General features: G+C 46.2%; 16 protein-coding genes. 5 read left to right on the top strand and 11 right to left on the bottom strand.

Annotated features, from left to right (window positions below; all coding sequences use genetic code 11):
- Window positions 1-106 precede the first annotated feature (106 nt).
- From cgtA to folA, 4 genes are all read left to right on the top strand, one after another.
- The gene (gene cgtA, locus ATB76_RS08345; RefSeq protein ID WP_038866120.1) at window positions 107-1,282 is read left to right on the top strand and encodes an Obg family GTPase CgtA; all 1,176 of its coding nucleotides are present in this window, start codon (window positions 107-109) and stop codon (window positions 1,280-1,282) included.
- Window positions 1,283-1,475: 193 nt separating this feature from the next.
- Window positions 1,476-2,279, top strand: coding sequence for a threonine/serine exporter ThrE family protein (locus ATB76_RS08340; RefSeq protein WP_061035040.1), 804 nt, complete (start codon window positions 1,476-1,478; stop codon window positions 2,277-2,279).
- Window positions 2,279-2,752, top strand: a complete 474-nt coding sequence (locus ATB76_RS08335; RefSeq protein ID WP_038866121.1) for a threonine/serine exporter family protein — start codon at window positions 2,279-2,281, stop codon at window positions 2,750-2,752. Before ATB76_RS08340 ends, ATB76_RS08335 begins: the two co-directional genes overlap by 1 nt.
- A gap of 9 nt (window positions 2,753-2,761) precedes the next feature.
- Window positions 2,762-3,241: a type 3 dihydrofolate reductase gene (gene folA, locus ATB76_RS08330; RefSeq protein ID WP_061035039.1), complete on the top strand. Its 480-nt coding sequence runs from the start codon at window positions 2,762-2,764 to the stop codon at window positions 3,239-3,241.
- Between the two features lie 67 nt (window positions 3,242-3,308).
- On the opposite strand, the gene apaH is transcribed toward folA, so the two are convergent.
- From apaH to lptD, 6 genes are all read right to left on the bottom strand, one after another.
- On the bottom strand, window positions 3,309-4,115 hold the full coding sequence (apaH, locus tag ATB76_RS08325) for a bis(5'-nucleosyl)-tetraphosphatase (symmetrical) ApaH (RefSeq protein WP_061035038.1): 807 nt from the start codon (window positions 4,113-4,115) through the stop codon (window positions 3,309-3,311).
- A gap of 12 nt (window positions 4,116-4,127) precedes the next feature.
- A complete protein-coding gene (gene apaG, locus ATB76_RS08320) occupies window positions 4,128-4,508 on the bottom strand; it encodes a Co2+/Mg2+ efflux protein ApaG (protein ID WP_038866126.1) in 381 nt (126 codons plus the stop codon).
- A 73-nt stretch (window positions 4,509-4,581) separates the two neighbouring features.
- Window positions 4,582-5,394, bottom strand: coding sequence for a 16S rRNA (adenine(1518)-N(6)/adenine(1519)-N(6))-dimethyltransferase RsmA (gene rsmA, locus ATB76_RS08315; protein WP_038866127.1), 813 nt, complete (start codon window positions 5,392-5,394; stop codon window positions 4,582-4,584).
- Window positions 5,391-6,389 carry a 4-hydroxythreonine-4-phosphate dehydrogenase PdxA gene (gene pdxA, locus ATB76_RS08310; RefSeq protein WP_061035037.1) on the bottom strand — a complete coding sequence of 333 codons (999 nt, stop codon included), beginning with the start codon at window positions 6,387-6,389 and terminating at the stop codon, window positions 5,391-5,393. The genes rsmA and pdxA overlap by 4 nt, the downstream gene beginning before the upstream one ends.
- Entirely contained in the window at window positions 6,379-7,662 is a 1,284-nt protein-coding gene (gene surA, locus ATB76_RS08305) for a peptidylprolyl isomerase SurA (protein ID WP_038866129.1), read from the bottom strand. Before surA ends, pdxA begins: the two co-directional genes overlap by 11 nt.
- Window positions 7,663-7,724: 62 nt before the next feature.
- Window positions 7,725-10,070, bottom strand: coding sequence for an LPS assembly protein LptD (lptD, locus tag ATB76_RS08300; protein ID WP_061035036.1), 2,346 nt, complete (start codon window positions 10,068-10,070; stop codon window positions 7,725-7,727).
- 269 nt (window positions 10,071-10,339) lie between these two features.
- Between lptD and djlA the strand changes: the two genes are divergently transcribed.
- Complete coding sequence (gene djlA / locus ATB76_RS08295; protein ID WP_038866131.1) at window positions 10,340-11,194, top strand: co-chaperone DjlA; 855 nt, start codon at window positions 10,340-10,342, stop codon at window positions 11,192-11,194.
- Window positions 11,195-11,338: 144 nt separating this feature from the next.
- Here the strand turns inward: djlA and ATB76_RS08290 are convergent, their stop codons facing one another.
- The 5 genes from ATB76_RS08290 to leuA form a co-directional block, all read right to left on the bottom strand.
- Window positions 11,339-12,121 carry a DUF547 domain-containing protein gene (locus tag ATB76_RS08290; protein WP_038878310.1) on the bottom strand — a complete coding sequence of 261 codons (783 nt, stop codon included), beginning with the start codon at window positions 12,119-12,121 and terminating at the stop codon, window positions 11,339-11,341.
- A gap of 135 nt (window positions 12,122-12,256) precedes the next feature.
- The gene (gene leuD / locus ATB76_RS08285; RefSeq protein WP_042599780.1) at window positions 12,257-12,859 is read right to left on the bottom strand and encodes a 3-isopropylmalate dehydratase small subunit; all 603 of its coding nucleotides are present in this window, start codon (window positions 12,857-12,859) and stop codon (window positions 12,257-12,259) included.
- Window positions 12,860-12,875: 16 nt separating this feature from the next.
- Window positions 12,876-14,276 carry a 3-isopropylmalate dehydratase large subunit gene (leuC, locus tag ATB76_RS08280; protein ID WP_061035035.1) on the bottom strand — a complete coding sequence of 467 codons (1,401 nt, stop codon included), beginning with the start codon at window positions 14,274-14,276 and terminating at the stop codon, window positions 12,876-12,878.
- Between the two features lie 185 nt (window positions 14,277-14,461).
- Complete coding sequence (gene leuB / locus ATB76_RS08275) at window positions 14,462-15,553, bottom strand: 3-isopropylmalate dehydrogenase (protein ID WP_005430431.1); 1,092 nt, start codon at window positions 15,551-15,553, stop codon at window positions 14,462-14,464.
- Between the two features lie 94 nt (window positions 15,554-15,647).
- Window positions 15,648-17,195: a 2-isopropylmalate synthase gene (gene leuA / locus ATB76_RS08270; RefSeq protein ID WP_010445640.1), complete on the bottom strand. Its 1,548-nt coding sequence runs from the start codon at window positions 17,193-17,195 to the stop codon at window positions 15,648-15,650.
- Window positions 17,196-17,594 lie beyond the last annotated feature (399 nt).

Here is a 17,594-nt window from a genome sequence, read left to right as displayed (position 1 = left end):
CGTTTTTACCTTGTTGGTAGGTTCAGGGTGCTTAGATCTGTCATCTGCTAAAATTGTTTGATGATAAGTCAGATTAAATCCACGCACGAAGTAGTCGGAGTAAAAGATGAAGTTCGTAGATGAAGCGGTAGTAAAAGTTCAGGCTGGTGACGGCGGTAGCGGCGTTGTAAGTTTCTGGCGTGAAAAATTCATCACTAAAGGCGGCCCTGATGGCGGCGATGGTGGTGATGGCGGTGATGTATACATCCAAGCCGATGAAAACCTAAATACCCTGATCGATTACCGTTTCCAACGCTTTTACGAAGCAGAACGCGGTGAAAATGGTCGTGGTGGTAACTGTACGGGTAAACGTGGTAAAGACATCACAATGCGTGTTCCTGTAGGTACGCGCGCAGTTGATATCCACACTAATGAAATCGTTGCAGAAGTTGCTGAACACGGCAAGAAAGTGATGGTCGCGAAAGGCGGCTGGCACGGTCTTGGTAACACGCGTTTTAAATCTTCAGTAAACCGCGCTCCTCGTCAGAGAACGCTAGGTACTAAAGGTGAAATTCGTGAAATCCGTCTAGAGCTATTGCTATTGGCTGATGTTGGTATGCTTGGTCTACCTAACGCAGGTAAATCAACCTTTATCCGCGCAGTATCAGCAGCAAAACCAAAAGTAGCAGATTACCCATTTACTACGCTAATCCCAAGCTTGGGTGTAGTGAGTGTCGTACCTGAGAAAAGCTTTGTAGTTGCTGATATTCCTGGTCTAATTGAAGGCGCAGCTGACGGTGCTGGTCTAGGTATTCGCTTCCTTAAGCACCTAGAGCGTTGTCGCGTATTACTGCACATGATTGATATCATGCCGATTGATCAGTCAGACCCAATTCAAAATGCCCTAACCATCATTGATGAGCTAGAGCAGTACAGTGAAAAACTTGCTGGTAAACCTCGTTGGTTAGTCTTCAACAAGACTGATCTTATGCCGGAAGAAGAAGCGAATGAAAAGATCCAAGAGATCTTAGATGCGCTTGGTTGGGAAGATGAGTTCTTTAAGATCTCTGCAATCAACCGTAACGGCACTAAAGAGCTTTGCTACAAGCTAGCTGACTTTATGGAAAACCTACCTCGTGAAGAGGAAGAAGTTGCTGAAGAAGATAAAGTGAACTTCATGTGGGATGATTACCATAAAGATGCCATCGCTGGTAAAGACGTGATCACTGAAGAAGATGACGACGATTGGGATGACTGGGACGATGAAGAAGACGACGGTCACGTTGTTTACGTCCGTGACTAATCGCTAGTTATTTCATTAAGCCGCAATGTATATTGCGGCTTTTTTTGTATCTAAATCATGTTTAGACGATGTGTTTTACGGCACAATAATAAAATATACCCAAGTGACTTCAAGATGTAGGATTCAGAGCGGGGTCAATGACACCCTCCCAAGGGGGAGGTTACTTGGGTATAAATGGACTTAGGAAGTATTTATGACATCGGAAGCTATGCCGCCTGAAGAAGCTATGGCGGCGTCCAATCAAAGAGCCATTTCTCGGCTCGTGGCTCAAGCCGGGCAAATGTTATTAGCACACGGTGCAGAAAGTACGCTGGTGAGCGATATTATGCAGCGCATTGGGTTGGCGAGTGGCGTTAGCGATGTTGCTGTTGCACTGTCTGCCAATGCCTTGGTGGTCACAACGGTGATGGACGATCATTGCATTACTACCACAAGAAGCTGTGCCGATCGTGGAATTAACATGCGTGTCATTACGCAAATTCAGCGTATCTGTATCATGATGGAGCGCGGTTTACTCGATGTGAAAATGGCTCAGAAGAAACTCAATACCATCAGCCCAGAGCGCTATAACCGCTGGTTAGTCGTGTTTATGATTGGTCTTTCTTGTGCTGCCTTTAGTCATCTAGCTGGAGGAGATTGGGGAGTCTTCGGCATGACGTTCCTCGCTTCTGCTGGTGGTATGATCGTCAGACAAGAGATTGGGCATCGACATTTTAATCCTCTACTTAATTTCGCCGCCACAGCATTCGTCACAACGCTGATTTCCGCTCAAGCCGTGATCTTTGAAATTGGTAATTTACCTACGGTAGCAATGGCATCTTCGGTCCTGATGTTAGTACCGGGCTTCCCTCTGATTAACTCCGTTGCAGACATGCTTAAAGGCCACATCAATATGGGCATCGCGAGATTTACCATGGCAAGTCTACTGACATTAGCAACTTCACTTGGCATCGTAGCAGCGATGGAAGTCACCGGTATTTGGGGGTGGATGAGCTAATGAGTGTATTTGAACTCGCACTTGGCCTGCTGAATGATATGTTTTTTGCGGCGATTCCTGCAGTGGGTTTTGCCATGGTGTTTAACGTGCCACAGCGCGCTTTAGTTTATTGTGCCGTAGGTGGGGCAATTGGTCATGGCAGTCGCTATTTGATGATGCACTTTGGCTTGCCGATTGAGTGGGCGAGCTTTTTTGCTGCGACCCTTGTTGGCTTAATCGGCGTACATTGGTCGCATCGTTTTCTTGCTCATCCCAAAGTTTTTACTGTTGCAGCTTTGATCCCAATGGTGCCCGGTGTATTTGCCTTTAAAGCCATGATTGCCATGGTGGAGATAAACCACTTGGGTTATTCGCCAGAGTTAATTGCGACATGTATGGAGAACTTTCTTAAGGCGATGTTTATTATTGCAGGCTTAGCGGTTGGCTTGGCGGTTCCGGGGCTGTTATTCTATCGCCGCAGACCCATAGTATAAGGACCCAATATGATCATCAGCATGATTGCCGCGATGGCAGACAACCGTATCATCGGTAAAGACAACCAGATGCCTTGGCATCTTCCGGCAGACTTTGCATGGTTTAAGCGTTGTACAATGGGTAAGCCTGTTGTGATGGGACGTAAAACTTATGAATCAATCGGACGTCCTTTACCTGGCCGTTTGAATATTGTCATCAGCCGTGATACTTCACTTTCCATTGAAGGTGTCACGACCGTTACGTCGATTGAGCAGGCGCTTGAGGTTGCTGGTGACAGTGAAGAAGTGATGATCATTGGTGGTGGCGCGATTTACGCTGCATGCTTGGCAATAGCAAATAAGCTATATGTCACTCGTATTGAAGCTGAAATCGAGGGTGATACTCAGTTCCCAGATTGGGGGAATGAGTTTAAAGAAACATACTCTGAAGCGTATCAAGCGGATGAAAAAAATGCGTATAACATGCGTTTCACCGTTCTAGAAAAATAACCAGCTAGAATAAGAGAAGCACCGTCAATACGGTGCTTTTTGTTTTCTAGTCCGCTAATTCTAATTGTTAACTGAGTGCTTCTTGGGTGAAAACTTGCTTATCTTCCCAGCGAATCATAGTTAATGAGCCACCCCAAACGCAGCCCGTATCAAGGCCAATAACGCTCTCTTCAATGTAGCCTTGCAGTGCTGCCCAGTGACCAAATAAGACCGCTTTTTCTAAAGGCACACGTTGTGGCAGTTTAAACCAAGGAACAAGCTCATCTTCTGAAACTTCTTGTGGTGGAAGTTTACAATCCATATCCAAGCGGCCATCGGGAAAGCAAAAGCGCATACGGGTAAATGCATTGATGGTATAGCGATAGCGATCTAAGCCTGATAGAGATTCCTCCCAAAGATCAGGTTGGTTGCTGTACATATTTTCCAGTAACCAATGCAGTTGCTCACTCTGAATTATCGCCTCGACCTCACGTGCACATGCTCGAGCCGTCTGTAGATCCCATAAAGGTGAGATGCCCGCATGACACATAACGAACTCATCGTGTTCCGTCATGAGTGGTTGCTGTGCTAACCAAGTGAGTAGAGCATCTTTATCTGGTGCGGAAAAGATAGGTGCGGTTTTATCTTTGTCCTTCACCCTCTTTAAGCCTTTAGAAACCGCCATTAGGTGCAGATCGTGATTGCCGAGGACAACTTTAGCGCTGTCGCCAAGGGATTTAACAAAGCGCAGTGTTTCTAATGACTTCGGCCCTCTTGCCACCAGATCACCAGCAAGCCAAAGTTGATCGTGTTGAGTTGAGAAATTAACGTGTTCTAGTAGCTGTTGCAGTTCATCGAAACAGCCTTGAATGTCACCAACGATGTAGGTAGCCACTGACTCTCCTGATTAATTTAGGACATTGGGAACAGCAAGTCGGAAAGGGTCTATTTCGGTGAGAAACTCTTGTCCCTTCTCATCCAACATCATGTAGTGTCCTTGCATGACACCTACTGGAGTTTCTAATGCAGTACCGCTACTGTAGGTGTATTCATCATTGCTAGGAATAAAGGGCTGTTGTCCGACAACACCTTCGCCTTCTACCGTCATTTGTTTGCCATTTGAATCCGTAATTAACCAGCGACGACTGAGTAATTGTACGGTTTGTTGGCTGAGGTTTTTGATGGTGATGACGTAGGCGAAAATAAAACGTTGCAGTTCTGGGTTGGACTGTTCTTCAATGTATTTGGTGTGAACTTGAATCTTGATGCAAGGTTGAATGACGTCCATGTGCACTCCTCGAAAAACGGATTATCTCAATAATAATAAGCCAAACCGCGAAGGGTTTGGCTCATCGTTTGAGTTATTGGTGCTGCGGGTTATCCGCAAGCCAGTTCGCCATGGCGACAAACTGTTGTAGCGTTAGGTTTTCTGGACGCATACTTGGGTTTACGCCCAACTCTTCCAATACTTCTGTACTCAATAGCGACTTGTAGCAGTTACGAACGGTCTTACGACGCTGGTTAAAGCCTTCGCGACATACGCGCTCCAACAAACGCAAATCTTTCGCAGGGTGCGGAAGGACTTCGTAAGGCACTAAGCGTACGACTGCTGAATCAACTTTCGGTGGCGGTACAAACGCTGTTGGTGGTACTTCTAGAACAGGTACAACTTTACAGTAGTACTGAGCCATTACCGTTAGGCGGCCGTAAGCCTTGCTGCCTGGGCCTGCGGCTAAACGGTTTACCACTTCTTTTTGAAGCATAAAGTGCATGTCTTGAATGTCTTTATGGAATTCAAATAGGTGGAACATCAATGGTGTCGAGATGTTGTATGGCAAGTTACCGAAGATACGTAGCTTGTTGTTTGGCTTCACTAACTGCGTGAAGTCAAAGCGCATAGCATCGCCTTCATGAATAGTCAGTTTGTCAGCTAATTCTGGATGGTTGCGTAGACGTTCTGCTAGATCTCGGTCGAGTTCAATAACCGTGAACTTGTCGACTTCGCGACCCACAGGTTCTGTAATTGCACCAAGGCCTGGACCGATCTCAACAAGGTTTTGGCCAGGTCTTGGGTTAATTGATGATACGATACCGTCAATAATGTATGGATCGTTCAGGAAGTTTTGACCAAAACGTTTACGCGCTTTGTGTCCTAAATGGACATCATTTCTCATTGTTTCTTCTCTACCAATTCTATCGCATGCGTGAGCGCTGTTCGGAAGCTCCCTGTATCCGCTTGACCTGTCCCTGCCAGTTCTAATGCAGTACCGTGATCCACCGAGGTTCTTATAAATGGTAGACCAAGTGTAATGTTTACTGAACGACCAAAGCCTTTGTATTTTAATACAGGCAACACTTGATCGTGGTACATACCTAAAACAGCATCAGCATCGTTTAAATACTTTTCATTGAAAATGGTATCTGCCGGCAAAGGGCCAATCAGATTGATTCCTTTTTCTTGTCGAATCTTTTCCAATGTCGGAGTGATGGTTTCGATCTCTTCGCGACCTAAACAGCCATCTTCTCCCGCATGTGGATTTAGCCCGCAAACATAGATGTTTGGTTGCGAGATGGCAAATTTTTCTACAAGATCTTTATGAAGAATATCGATGATTTTTTCTAATCGCTCTTCCGTAACGGCTTTTGATACGTAAGCCAGAGGAATATGCGTGGTGACGAGTGCCACTCGCAGTCCTTCAGTCGCTAACATCATCACGACCAATGGTGTATTGGACTTTTCAGCAAAGAATTCAGTGTGACCACTGAATGCAACACCTGAGCGATTTATCACCCCCTTATGTACAGGGCCGGTGACAATAGCATCAAATTCATCATTCATACAGCCAAAAGCGGCTCTTTCTAACGTTTTTAATACGTAGTGGCCGTTGGCTTCATTAAGTTGACCTGCAACCGCGGTTTCAGCGATTTCAATGTGGTCTACGATTAATGTGCCAGCTTGTTGCGCTTTTGGTGCTTCTTCTGGATTGTAATCAAACAGTTGAACGTCTATGCCGAGCTGTTTAGCTCTTTCTGCTAAGACATTCTTGTCTGCACAAACGACGATTTGGTGCGCCCAGTCTTCCTTTGATAAGGCCAGCACCAAATCAGGGCCGATCCCCGCAGGTTCCCCTGCGGTTACGACGATTCTTCGAATCGAATTAGTTGCCATCATTGTTATCCACGATTTCAACAAACGCGCTTGCTCGTAGTTCTTGCATCCATGCGCCTGCTTCTTCGTTAAACTTACGGTTGAAAAGAATGCGGTAGGCTTTGTTTTTCATTGCTGAGTCAGTGCGGTCAACTTGACGACGGTCTAAAACTTCAACAATGTGCCAGCCGTGTACAGTTTTGAATGGTTCACTGATTGAACCTACAGGCAATGTTTCAACTTGGTGTTTAAATTCTGGTACGTATAGGTCTGGTGTTTGGTAGCCCAGTTCACCGTCTTGTGCTGCAGAACCTGGATCTTGGCTGTATTGTGTTGCCAATTGAGCAAAGGTTGCTTCACCCGCTTTAATGCGACGAATGAATTCATTTAGCTGCTTCTTCGCACCATCATCGCTTAGGATAACGGTCGGTTTGATCAGAATATGTCGAGCATTGACTTCTGTGACCGCGACTGTTTCTAGGCCTTTTACATCTTCTACTTTTAGGATGTGGAAGCCAATACCGCTGCGGAATGGACCAATGATGCTGCCTTTGTTTTGCATTTTGATTTGGTCTGCGAAGATAGTTGGCATTTCTTCTTTACGCATCCAACCCCAGTCACCACCTTGCAAGGCTTTTGGACCTTTTGAGTAGGTGTAGGCCATTTGCGAGAAATCCGCACCATCTTTCAATTTTTTCACTAATGCATTCGCTTCTGCTTCGACTTCTGACTTGTCTTTATCGTCAGAGAAACGCAATTGGATATGACCGATTTTGTATTGAACGGTTGCGTTGGTTTCTGTTGCAAGTTGTTCTGCTAGGCTATCGACTTCCGCTGGGAGAATGTTGATACGACGACGTACAAGCGCATTACGAGCTTCAGACGCGGCGATCTCTTTACGAATTTGTTCGCGGAATTCAGAGTAGCTTAACCCTTCAGCTTGGACAGAGGCGGCAAGTTGCTCAACGCTTTGGTTGTTGTTACGAGCGATTTCTGCAATCGCTTGATTCAAGCGGTTGTCATCAATTCGTACGCCGATACGTTCAGCCTCTTGACCTTGAAGCGTATCAATGATCAGTTTCTCAACCACTTGGTCTTTCAACACGCTTGCTGAAGGTAAGCTCTTACCGCTCTGACGAGCATTAGCTTGAAGTGTTTTCATTGCAGTGTTGATGTCGCTTTGTAAAATCACACCGTCGTTGACGATAACAGCAACCTGATCAAGCTCTACAGGTGCAGCATTAACACCTAAAGAGAATAGGGTTGTGAAGATGATTGATTTCCAAATTTTCATTTAAAATTCCGTCAGTATTATAGAGTTGAGCGTCTTACTAGTAGTTAAGACGCTCAATTCGATTAATTGTTCAAATAGAATGGACGACCGTATTTGATCGCGTTGTCCGAACCATCAAGTTCTTTTTCTGCGGTAATCGCACGTTGATTGGTGGCAAAGCCTTGAATACCGAAGTTAACGCTGATGTTGTTTTCGTATTCTGGAGAAGCACCGTCGCTTCCGATTGCTTTGTCATCCCAGCCCAATAATTGGTTTGAGTAAGTTAGACCGAAGTACCAACAATCTGATTGGTAGCGGAGGCTGGCAAGCCATTCCATATCGATGTTTTCGTTTAAGTCGTAGTAGTACTGGCCGCTTGCCGACCAACTCGGGTTGAATTCATACGCGGCTACGATACCTGCTTGTGAAATACCTTTACGAGTGATTGTGTCGAGGTTTTCGAGAATGATCGTATCTTCAATGTATTCACGAGTAACGTAACGGTAGTTACCTTGAATGAAGCCACCGTTAAATTGGTATTCCAGAGTGCTGTTCGCCAACTGCATCGAGCTCAGGTCGATGTCATACTGGATACCACCGTGATAGAACAAGTAATCGTTGTAGTTGAAATCAGTTTCAACCGCCCATGATGAGTAGTTTGAGGTCTCATCCGGTAGGCTCGGATTATTGCTGATCTTGGTTTTCTTATCGAAGTAGTAGATCTGACCAAACGAAACGTTAAGACGTTCTTTGTAATCATCATCAAAGAAACGCGTACTTGCACCGTAGCTTAACTGGTTTGCTGACGCGATTTTATCGATACCACTGTATTTACGACTGCGGAATAGACCGTAGTAGTCAGTTTGCAGTAACGTCGTATCGTAGTTGTAGATGTTAGTTTGGTCTTCATCTGGTACATACAAATACTGAAGCTGTGGTTCCAATGTTTGTGTGTAGCCTTCTATCCAGCTGGTATCACGCTCCAAGTACATCTGAGCATGTGTGCGGAATTCTGGAATAACACGCGATACGGTCTCATCGAGTTGATTTCTTAGATCGGTGTCTGTTAAGCCACTCAGATCTTGGGAGTAGTAGGTCGATAATACGCGAGCTTCTGTGGTCCATGTCGCCCAAGAGTTTGATAGAGGAATCGTGAGGCCTGGCTCTACGTGCACACGAGTCGCGTCAGGCTTCGCTGTATCGTCAGTGTCAAAACGGCTGATCTGGCTCTTCACGTCAAAGTTGACGTAGTTACCCAAAAGTGGGGTGTAGTAGTTCAAGTCCAGCTGCGGCAATAGACGGTACGGTTGGTTTTCTTCTTTCAAAAGTATCTGGAAATCTCGGACAGACAAAGAGGCGTCCCAGAAGTCTGAACGGTACTGTACTTCGCCTTCTTGAAGCAATTGGCCGTCTTCTCGGTTACCAATGTCAGAATCCAGGTCACGGAAGTAGTCGATGTCACTCACTTTTGAGTAATCAACACTGACTACCCACTGTTTGTTGATGATGCCATCGTGTTTGAATTGGTAACCCCAACGAGATTCGTCCTCGTAGCGTTTGTCGCTGCTCATGTACTCGCCTTTGATTTCACCGTCACCCCAACCTTCGGTTAGGTAACGGAAATCAGAGTCAAGCTTGGTGCCACGTTTCTGCATGTAGAGCGGAGTAAGTGTCATGTCGTATTGCGGCGCGATATTCCAGTAGAAAGGAAGTTCAACTTCCATACCGTCGCTAGAGCCGTATGACATGGATGGGAATAGGAAGCCCGTTTTACGCGTGTCACCAATTGGCATCGTCATGTACGGCACGTAGAAAACAGGGACGTCCATGATCTCAAAACGTGGGTGATGTAACGTTGCCGTCTCTTCATCTTGATCAACATCGATGCCCGAAGCCACTAAGCGCCAAGAGTTGTCACCTTGAGGACAAGAGGTAATCGAACCATCTTCAAGTTCATACACTGACTGACCAGTACGGGCGATGTACGCAGCGGTACCGCGACCTTGTTGGCACAAGAACTGGTAGTTGGTGTTTTCAAGCGAAAACGTATCTTGATTGATGTCGTTGGTAACACGATCTGAACGTGCTTTAACCTGACCGTCATTGAAGGTTACATTGCCTTCTGCCACGACCACGTTATCTTGTTGATGAAGCGTTACGCTATCGGCGGTGATTTTCTTTGGACCTTGCGTAACTTCTACGTTGCCAGAGTACTGAGCCTTATCGCCATTGATGGCTTGTAGACTATCAGCTTGAACAACCACTGGGGAATTAAGCGCGTCCTCCTCACCACTTGTCTCGACCAAACATTGATCTGTGGTGGGCATTTCCTGCACACTATCATGGATATTCGCTTCAGCTTGAGTGGTGGGTACAAACAAGGCGGTGCTGATAGAGGCCGCTAAACATGTGCGGGAGAAATGTTGCATTGAATTGAACTTTCCTGTGTCACTACTACTCGATGGCTATAGGGCTTGTTGTACCCTCGCTATATAGCCAAATGAATCAACTATAGTTTGCAATTATCCCAGAGCATGGATTCGCTGTGGCATAATGCCAATATAAAATAGCTGCAAAGATAAGCAGGCGAAATAGCCTGACCGTAATAAAACTAATTCCATTATCATAAAGGAAATCGTTGCGTCCGGCACTATAAGACCGCCGTCGTCGATAAAAATTCATTGATAGAGAACACATAATGCATATTTTTGGCAAAATCTTGGGTGCCTTTTTTGGCTTGTTACTCGGTGGCCCATTCGGTTTATTGTTTGGTCTATTTATCGGTCATCAATTCGATAAAGCACGTCGTTTAAGCCAAGCGGGTTTTTCGACGGGGGGCTTTGGTAAAGGTCCTAGCCAGGCACAACGTCAGGAAGAATTTTTTAAAGCTGCATTCGCAGTTATGGGACATGTGGCTAAAGCCAAAGGTCAAGTCACCAAAGAAGAGATTCAACTAGCGTCTGCGATGATGGACCGTATGAGTTTACATGGCGAGCAACGTCGTGCGGCACAAGAAGCGTTCCGTGATGGTAAAGAGAGTGATTTTCCGCTTGAAGATGTATTGGTTCGCGTGAAAATCTCTTCAGCAGGGCGTTTTGATTTATTGCAATTTTTCTTGGAGCTTCAGATCTCTGCTGCGTTTGCTGATGGCTCGATTCATCCGAGTGAACGTAATGTCCTGCATAAAATTGCCCGCGGTTTAGGTTTCTCTTCAGAGCAATTAGAGCGTCGCCTGCACATGCAAGAAGCCGCGTTTCGTTTTCAAAGCCAAGGTGGTTTCCATGGCCAGCAGCAGGGACAATACCAATCAGCTGGTTGGCAACAAGCTTCACAAGCGGATCAGTTGGCTGATGCCTACAAGATTTTGGATGTTAACTCAGATGCGGACAGTAAAACGGTGAAGCGTGCTTACCGTAAGTTGATGAATGAGCATCACCCAGATAAGTTGATGGCGAAGGGCTTACCACCTGAGATGATGAACGTCGCAAAAGAAAAATCGCAAGAAATTCAAAATGCTTACGATCTGATAAAGAAAGTGAAAGGTTTTAAGTAGTCGGACGTTTTCTATCAAGCTTCAAAAACAAAAAGGGCACTCAGTGCCCTTTTCTCGTTCTTATACTCAGCGTTTGGTTTACTGGTGTCCTTTTGCTTTTCGGTTATGGGAAGCCCAAAGCGTATTAGCCTATCAGTAACTTCTTTAGTTAGCTTGATTTAAGGTCCAATCGTATTCGTATTTCACTTTGCCAGAGAAGTTTTTGTATTGCGGTGCGTACTTTGCAATGTGTTTGAAGATTTGTTTTTCTCCACCAAAGTCCGTTGCAAACCAATCATAAATAGAAGACAGCTGTGCCGTGTTACCTTGGATAGATACGCCTTTGCTGCTGTTGATAAATGTTTTAGCGGCACTATCCAGTAGAGCTTGTGTGTTTTCAGCGGTGAATGCATGAGGCTGCAGGTTAGGGCATCCTAAGCTGGCACAGTTAACCGCGTAATGGGTTCTTGGGTCATTCCAAATCGGGCGTAAAATACGATGCTCAATATCGTTTAAAGTCAGATCCTTCCCATTGACCACGACCACATCATCCCCCCAAGGGCCAAAGCTAAATAGCCCACCAAGTTTGGTAATCGACTCGACAGGATAGTTATCTAGGATTAAGTCGACAGTGATGGCGTTGTAAAGGTTTACCCAGTAGGCGTATTGCTCCGCTTGGTTGTACTGTAGAGGGTCGAGTTTTGCGAGCCTTTGGATGTACTGCTTTAACTTCGCTTTGTCGAAGGTCGTGACTTTGCTATAGCGAAACAAAGTATTCTCACCTTGCTTAACTAAATAACTATCAAGCAGTTGTTGCCACTCTTGATGAGAAATCTTGGTTTGGCTAGCTTGATTCGATTGTTTCCAATACGGCCACAAATCCGATTTAGGTGCGGAAAATGTTGAGAAAGAAACGAGAGCACACAAGAGCAATAACAGACGCTTCATAGAGATACCTTTGGGTTAAAACCTTATTGATATTGTAGACCTGCATAAGGCGAACTTTCTTTCTTGAGGCAATGAAAATAAAAGAAAAAAGGCTGGCATAAGCCAACCTTTTATTTGTTTAAATTGCGATTTTAATTAGCTTAAGAAGCTCGGGATCTTCGCTTCGTACTCGGCAATCTTATCTTCGTGTTGAAGGGTTAAACCAATGTTGTCCAAACCGTTTAGTAAGCAGTGACGACGGAACGAATCGATTTCAAAACCATATTCTTTGCCGTTGGCACGAACCACATTCGCTTCTAGGTCCACTTCCACTTCTGCGCCTTCGTTAGCCTCAACAAACTGGAAGATTTCATCCACTTCTTGCTCAGTCAAACGAACTGGCACCATTTGGTTGTTGATCGAGTTACCGTAAAAAATATCGGCAAAGCTTGGTGCGATCATCGCTTTGATGCCGTAATCCGCTAGTGCCCACGGTGCGTGTTCACGAGATGAACCACAGCCGAAGTTTTCACGCGCTAGCAGGATAGAAGCGCCTTTGTAGCGAGGAGCGTTCATCACGAACTCTGGGTTCGGTTGTTCGCCAGCATCATCTAGGAATCGCCAGTCATGGAATAGGTGCTTACCAAACCCTAGGCGAGAGACCTTTTGTAGGAACTGTTTTGGAATGATGGCATCAGTATCTACGTTCGCTGCATCTAGAGGAACAACTAAGCCTGTGTGTTGTTTAAAACCTGACATCTGTTCTCTCCTTAACCTAATCCAACTCACGAATATCAACAAAGTGACCAGCAATTGCCGCTGCCGCTGCCATCGCAGGGCTAACCAAGTGGGTACGGCCATCACGGCCTTGGCGACCTTCAAAGTTACGGTTTGAAGTAGACGCACAGCGCTCATGAGGCCCCAAACGGTCGTTGTTCATTGCTAGACACATCGAACAACCCGGTAGGCGCCACTCAAAGCCCGCTTCTTTAAAGATAACGTCCAAGCCTTCCGCTTCTGCTTGCGCTTTTACTTGCTCAGAGCCAGGAACGATTAGCGCTTGAACGTGAGACGCGACTTTGCGACCTTTCGCCACTTCTGCGGCTGCGCGCATGTCTTCAATGCGAGAGTTGGTGCAAGAGCCAACGAAGACTTTATCGACGTTGTAATCAGAAAGAGCTTTGCCTGCTTCTAGGCCCATGTATGCCAATGCTTTTTCAGCAGAAGCTTTCTCTACTGGGTCGGTAAAGCTTTCTGGTGCTGGGATCGGTTGATCTACCGCGATCACTTGGCCTGGGTTAGTTCCCCAAGTGACTTGTGGCTTAATGTCTGCTGCGTTTAGCGTCACAACTGCATCAAACTGGGCATCATCGTCCGTTTTCAATGTCTTCCAGTATTCTACTGCTGCATCAAAATCGGCACCTTGAGGTGAGAATTTGCGGCCTTTGATGTACTTGAATGTGGTTTCATCTGGCGCAATTAGACCGGCTTTAGCACCTAGCTCAATCGCCATGTTACACACGGTCATACGGCCTTCCATTGAAAGGTCTGTGATCGCTTCACCGCAGAATTCAACCACGTAGCCTGTTCCGCCAGCAGCTGTGGTTTCACCGATGATCGCAAGTACGATGTCTTTAGCGGTGATACCAGGAGTTACTTTGCCTCTCACTTCAATCTTCATCGTTTTAGCGCGGGCTTGTTTTAGCGTTTGAGTTGCTAATACGTGCTCAACTTCAGATGTACCAATACCAAAAGCGAGAGAGCCGAATGCACCGTGTGTAGCAGTGTGCGAGTCGCCACAAACAATGGTCATGCCCGGCAGGGTAATACCAAGCTCTGGGCCCATGACGTGCACAATGCCTTGGTATTTGTGGTTGATGTCGTAAAGCGTAACACCAAACTCTTCACAGTTTTTCGATAGCGTTTCCATCTGGATACGAGCCATCTCACCGGATGCGTTGATGTCTTTGGTGGTTGTCGAAACGTTGTGGTCCATGGTGGCAAAAGTTTTGCTGACCTGACGCACTTTTCGACCTTTTTCACGCAAGCCGTCAAATGCTTGCGGAGACGTCACTTCATGTACCAAGTGACGGTCGATGTACAAGATTGGGTTTTCCCCTTCTGCTGCGACGGCAACGTGTGCGTCGTAGACTTTTTCGTATAATGTTTTGCCCATTGTTTGCTTCCTTTCCTCGTTGCCTTTGCCGTAATAACTGCGTTGGCGACACCCATTTATCCAGTTATTTAGCGAACTAAACGCCTTAAGATAAATGGGCTTGCTGCCTTGCTATTGCACCAATGACTTAGAGGAAAGCCATTGGTTGACCGAGGATTTAGTATTTATTATGAATCTGTTTTGTATTAAGAGTTTAAGATGTACTCAGCGATTTTATCGCCCATCTCAGACGTCGAAAGTGCTGGGTTGTCACCAGCAAGGTCACCCGTTAGCTCACCCGCTGATAGTGCTTTTGAAACGGCCGTTTCGATGTCTTGTGCCGCCGTTTCTTCACCTAGGCTGTAACGCAGCATCAGTGCAGCAGATAGGATTTGTGCCACTGGGTTAGCGATGTTCTTACCTGCGATATCTGGTGCACTGCCGCCTGCTGGCTCGTACAGACCGAATTTGCTTTCGTTTAGGCTCGCTGAAGGCAACATACCCATAGAGCCAGTGATCATCGCGCACTCATCAGAAATGATGTCGCCGAAGATGTTTGAACATAGCATTACGTCGAACTGAGCAGGGTCTTTGATAAGCTGCATAGTCGCGTTATCAATGTACATGTGTGACAGCTCGACATCTGGGTAGTCTTTTGCGATTTCTTCGACCACTTCACGCCATAAGATAGAACTTTGTAGAACGTTCGCTTTGTCGATAGAGCACACTTTCTTGCGACGTAGACGAGCAGACTCAAAGGCAATTTTTGCAATACGTTCGATTTCGTAGCGGTGGTACACCTCAGTGTCGAACGCTTTCTCTGTTGGACCTTCACCTTCACGACCTTTCGGTTGGCCGAAGTAGATGCCGCCCGTCAGTTCACGAACAACAACGATATCAAAACCACGACCGGAGATGTCTGCACGCAGTGGTGAGAAAGCTTCAAGACCTGAGTGAATTTGCGCTGGGCGTAGGTTACAGAACAGTTGGAAGTGCTTGCGTAGTGGTAGTAGGGCACCGCGTTCAGGTTGGTCATTTGGTGGCAAGTGTTCCCACTTAGGACCGCCAACTGAGCCGAATAGGACTGCATCAGACTCTTCACACGCTTTTACTGTGCTTTCTGGAAGTGGGCAACCGTGATTATCGATCGCGATACCACCTACATCGTGCTCGTCACGCTCAAACGCAATGCCGTGCTTCTTTTCGATTGCATCCAACACTTTATGTGCTTGCGCCATTACTTCTGGGCCGATGCCGTCGCCTGGTAAAACGGCAATTTTGTATGATTTGTCTGTCATGCTAATCCTTTAAATTTTCTAAATTTTTTGAGCTTGTCTAAAACGAATTTGGTTGGAGCCTGCGTTGCGGGACTCAAGCTCCTTGAATTAATGATTAAACCGTCGCAATTCTCTTTTGCTTCATCTCTTCAATCTTATCGGCACGATGAATGCTGTTGATAACGTGTAATAGCGCTTGGCCAGATGCTTCTACAATGTCGGTAGAAACGCCAGTACCGTGGTACTTACGGCCTTTGTAGTTAGCGATAATGTCTGCTTGACCAAGACCGTCTTCACCTTCGCCTTTTGCCGTTAGGTCGAACTTGTCTAGGACGATCTCGTAACCTGTCACGCGGTAGATACATTGGTATAGCGCATCAACTGGGCCATTACCGACAGCAGCTTCACACATTTCTTCATCGCCACATTGCATTTTGACGCTGGTGGTTGCCATTACGCTGCCAGATTGCACGCTTAGGTAGTTCAACTTGTAGAAGTCGTCTTCTTCACGCAAGTTCGAGAAGTGCATTAGTGCTTCTAGATCGTAGTCGAACACCTGACCTTTGCGGTCAGCAAGCTTCAAGAAGTCTTCGTACAACGCATCTAGGTTGTACTCTTCTTCTTTGTAGCCCATTGCGTCCATGTGACTCTTAACCGCAGCACGGCCACTGCGACTGGTTAGGTTCAATGCTTGGTTCTTAAGACCAATCGACTCAGGCGTCATGATCTCGTAAGTGTTCTTGTTCTTCAGCATGCCATCTTGGTGAATACCTGAAGAGTGGCTAAATGCGTTGGCACCAACGATCGCCTTGTTGCTCTGGATTGGCATGTTACAAAGCTGGCTGACCAACTTGCTGGTGCGATGGATTTCGTCGTGTTTTAGGCCCGTGTGCACGCCCATGAATTCTTGGCGCGTTTTTAGGATCATCGCGATTTCTTCAAGAGAACAGTTACCCGCACGCTCACCGATGCCGTTGATAGTCCCTTCTACCTGACGAGCACCCGCTTGCACGGCAGCGATAGAGTTGGCAACAGACATGCCCAAGTCATCGTGGCAGTGAACAGAGATGATCGCTTTGTCGATGTTTGGTACGCGGTTGAATAGCGTCTCAATGATGCCGCCAAATTCACTTGGAACTGTGTAGCCAACGGTATCTGGGATATTGATGGTGCTTGCGCCAGCATCGATAGCCGCTTCAACCATGCGGCACAGGTTGTCGATTGGCGTACGACCTGCGTCTTCGCAAGAAAACTCAACGTCATCGGTGTAGTTACGCGCATGTTTTACGGCTTTTACGCCCATTTCTACAACATCGTCGTAGCTACGGCGTAGTTTGTCTTGAACGTGAACAGTCGAAGTTGAGATGAAAGTGTGGATTCGAAATGCGTCCGCGACTTTTAGCGCTTCAGCAGCAGCATCGATATCTTTCGCAACGGCACGCGAAAGGGCACAAACTCGGCTGTTTTTGATGTGTTTTGCAATGGTTTGTACGGATTCGAAATCACCTGGAGAAGAAACAGGAAAGCCCGCTTCGATAACATCAACGCCTAGCCTTTCCAGCGCATAGGCAATCTGCAGTTTTTCTTTAACCGTCAAGCTTGCTGACAACGCTTGTTCGCCATCACGCAATGTGGTGTCGAATATAATGACCTGATCGTTCATGTTTGCTTCCTTCATGATTTCTGCACTTTTCGTGCAATTTAATCGTTTACTTCCGGTATTTAGATATAAAAAAACCCGCATTTGCATGCGGGTTTCTTAGAAATTGGTGTGGTTATTTTTCTTCCACAGCCTACCCGCGCGAATTGGTCACGATCAGGAGGAGGCTAAGCAGGATAGAAAAACGTGCTGACATAGTTGTTAAGCATTCCACAAAATTAAGTTAACAAATTAGTACCGCACTCAATGGAACACGTCAACCCTAAAGTCGATTTTTTATTCATATCGGATGAGTGGATTTCTGTTAATGGCTTTTAGGAGGACTCAAGCGTTGGCGGCTATTCGCAGCGTGAATCGTTTTTATGTTGCTCAGAGGGTGCGACTTTTCAGTCTCATAATAGC

Source organism: Vibrio sp. MOR3 (genome assembly GCF_001557775.1).
Lineage (GTDB): Bacteria > Pseudomonadota > Gammaproteobacteria > Enterobacterales > Vibrionaceae > Vibrio > Vibrio jasicida.
Note: the sequence above shows the minus strand (reverse complement) of the source record. Positions and strands in the feature narration are given on the sequence as shown.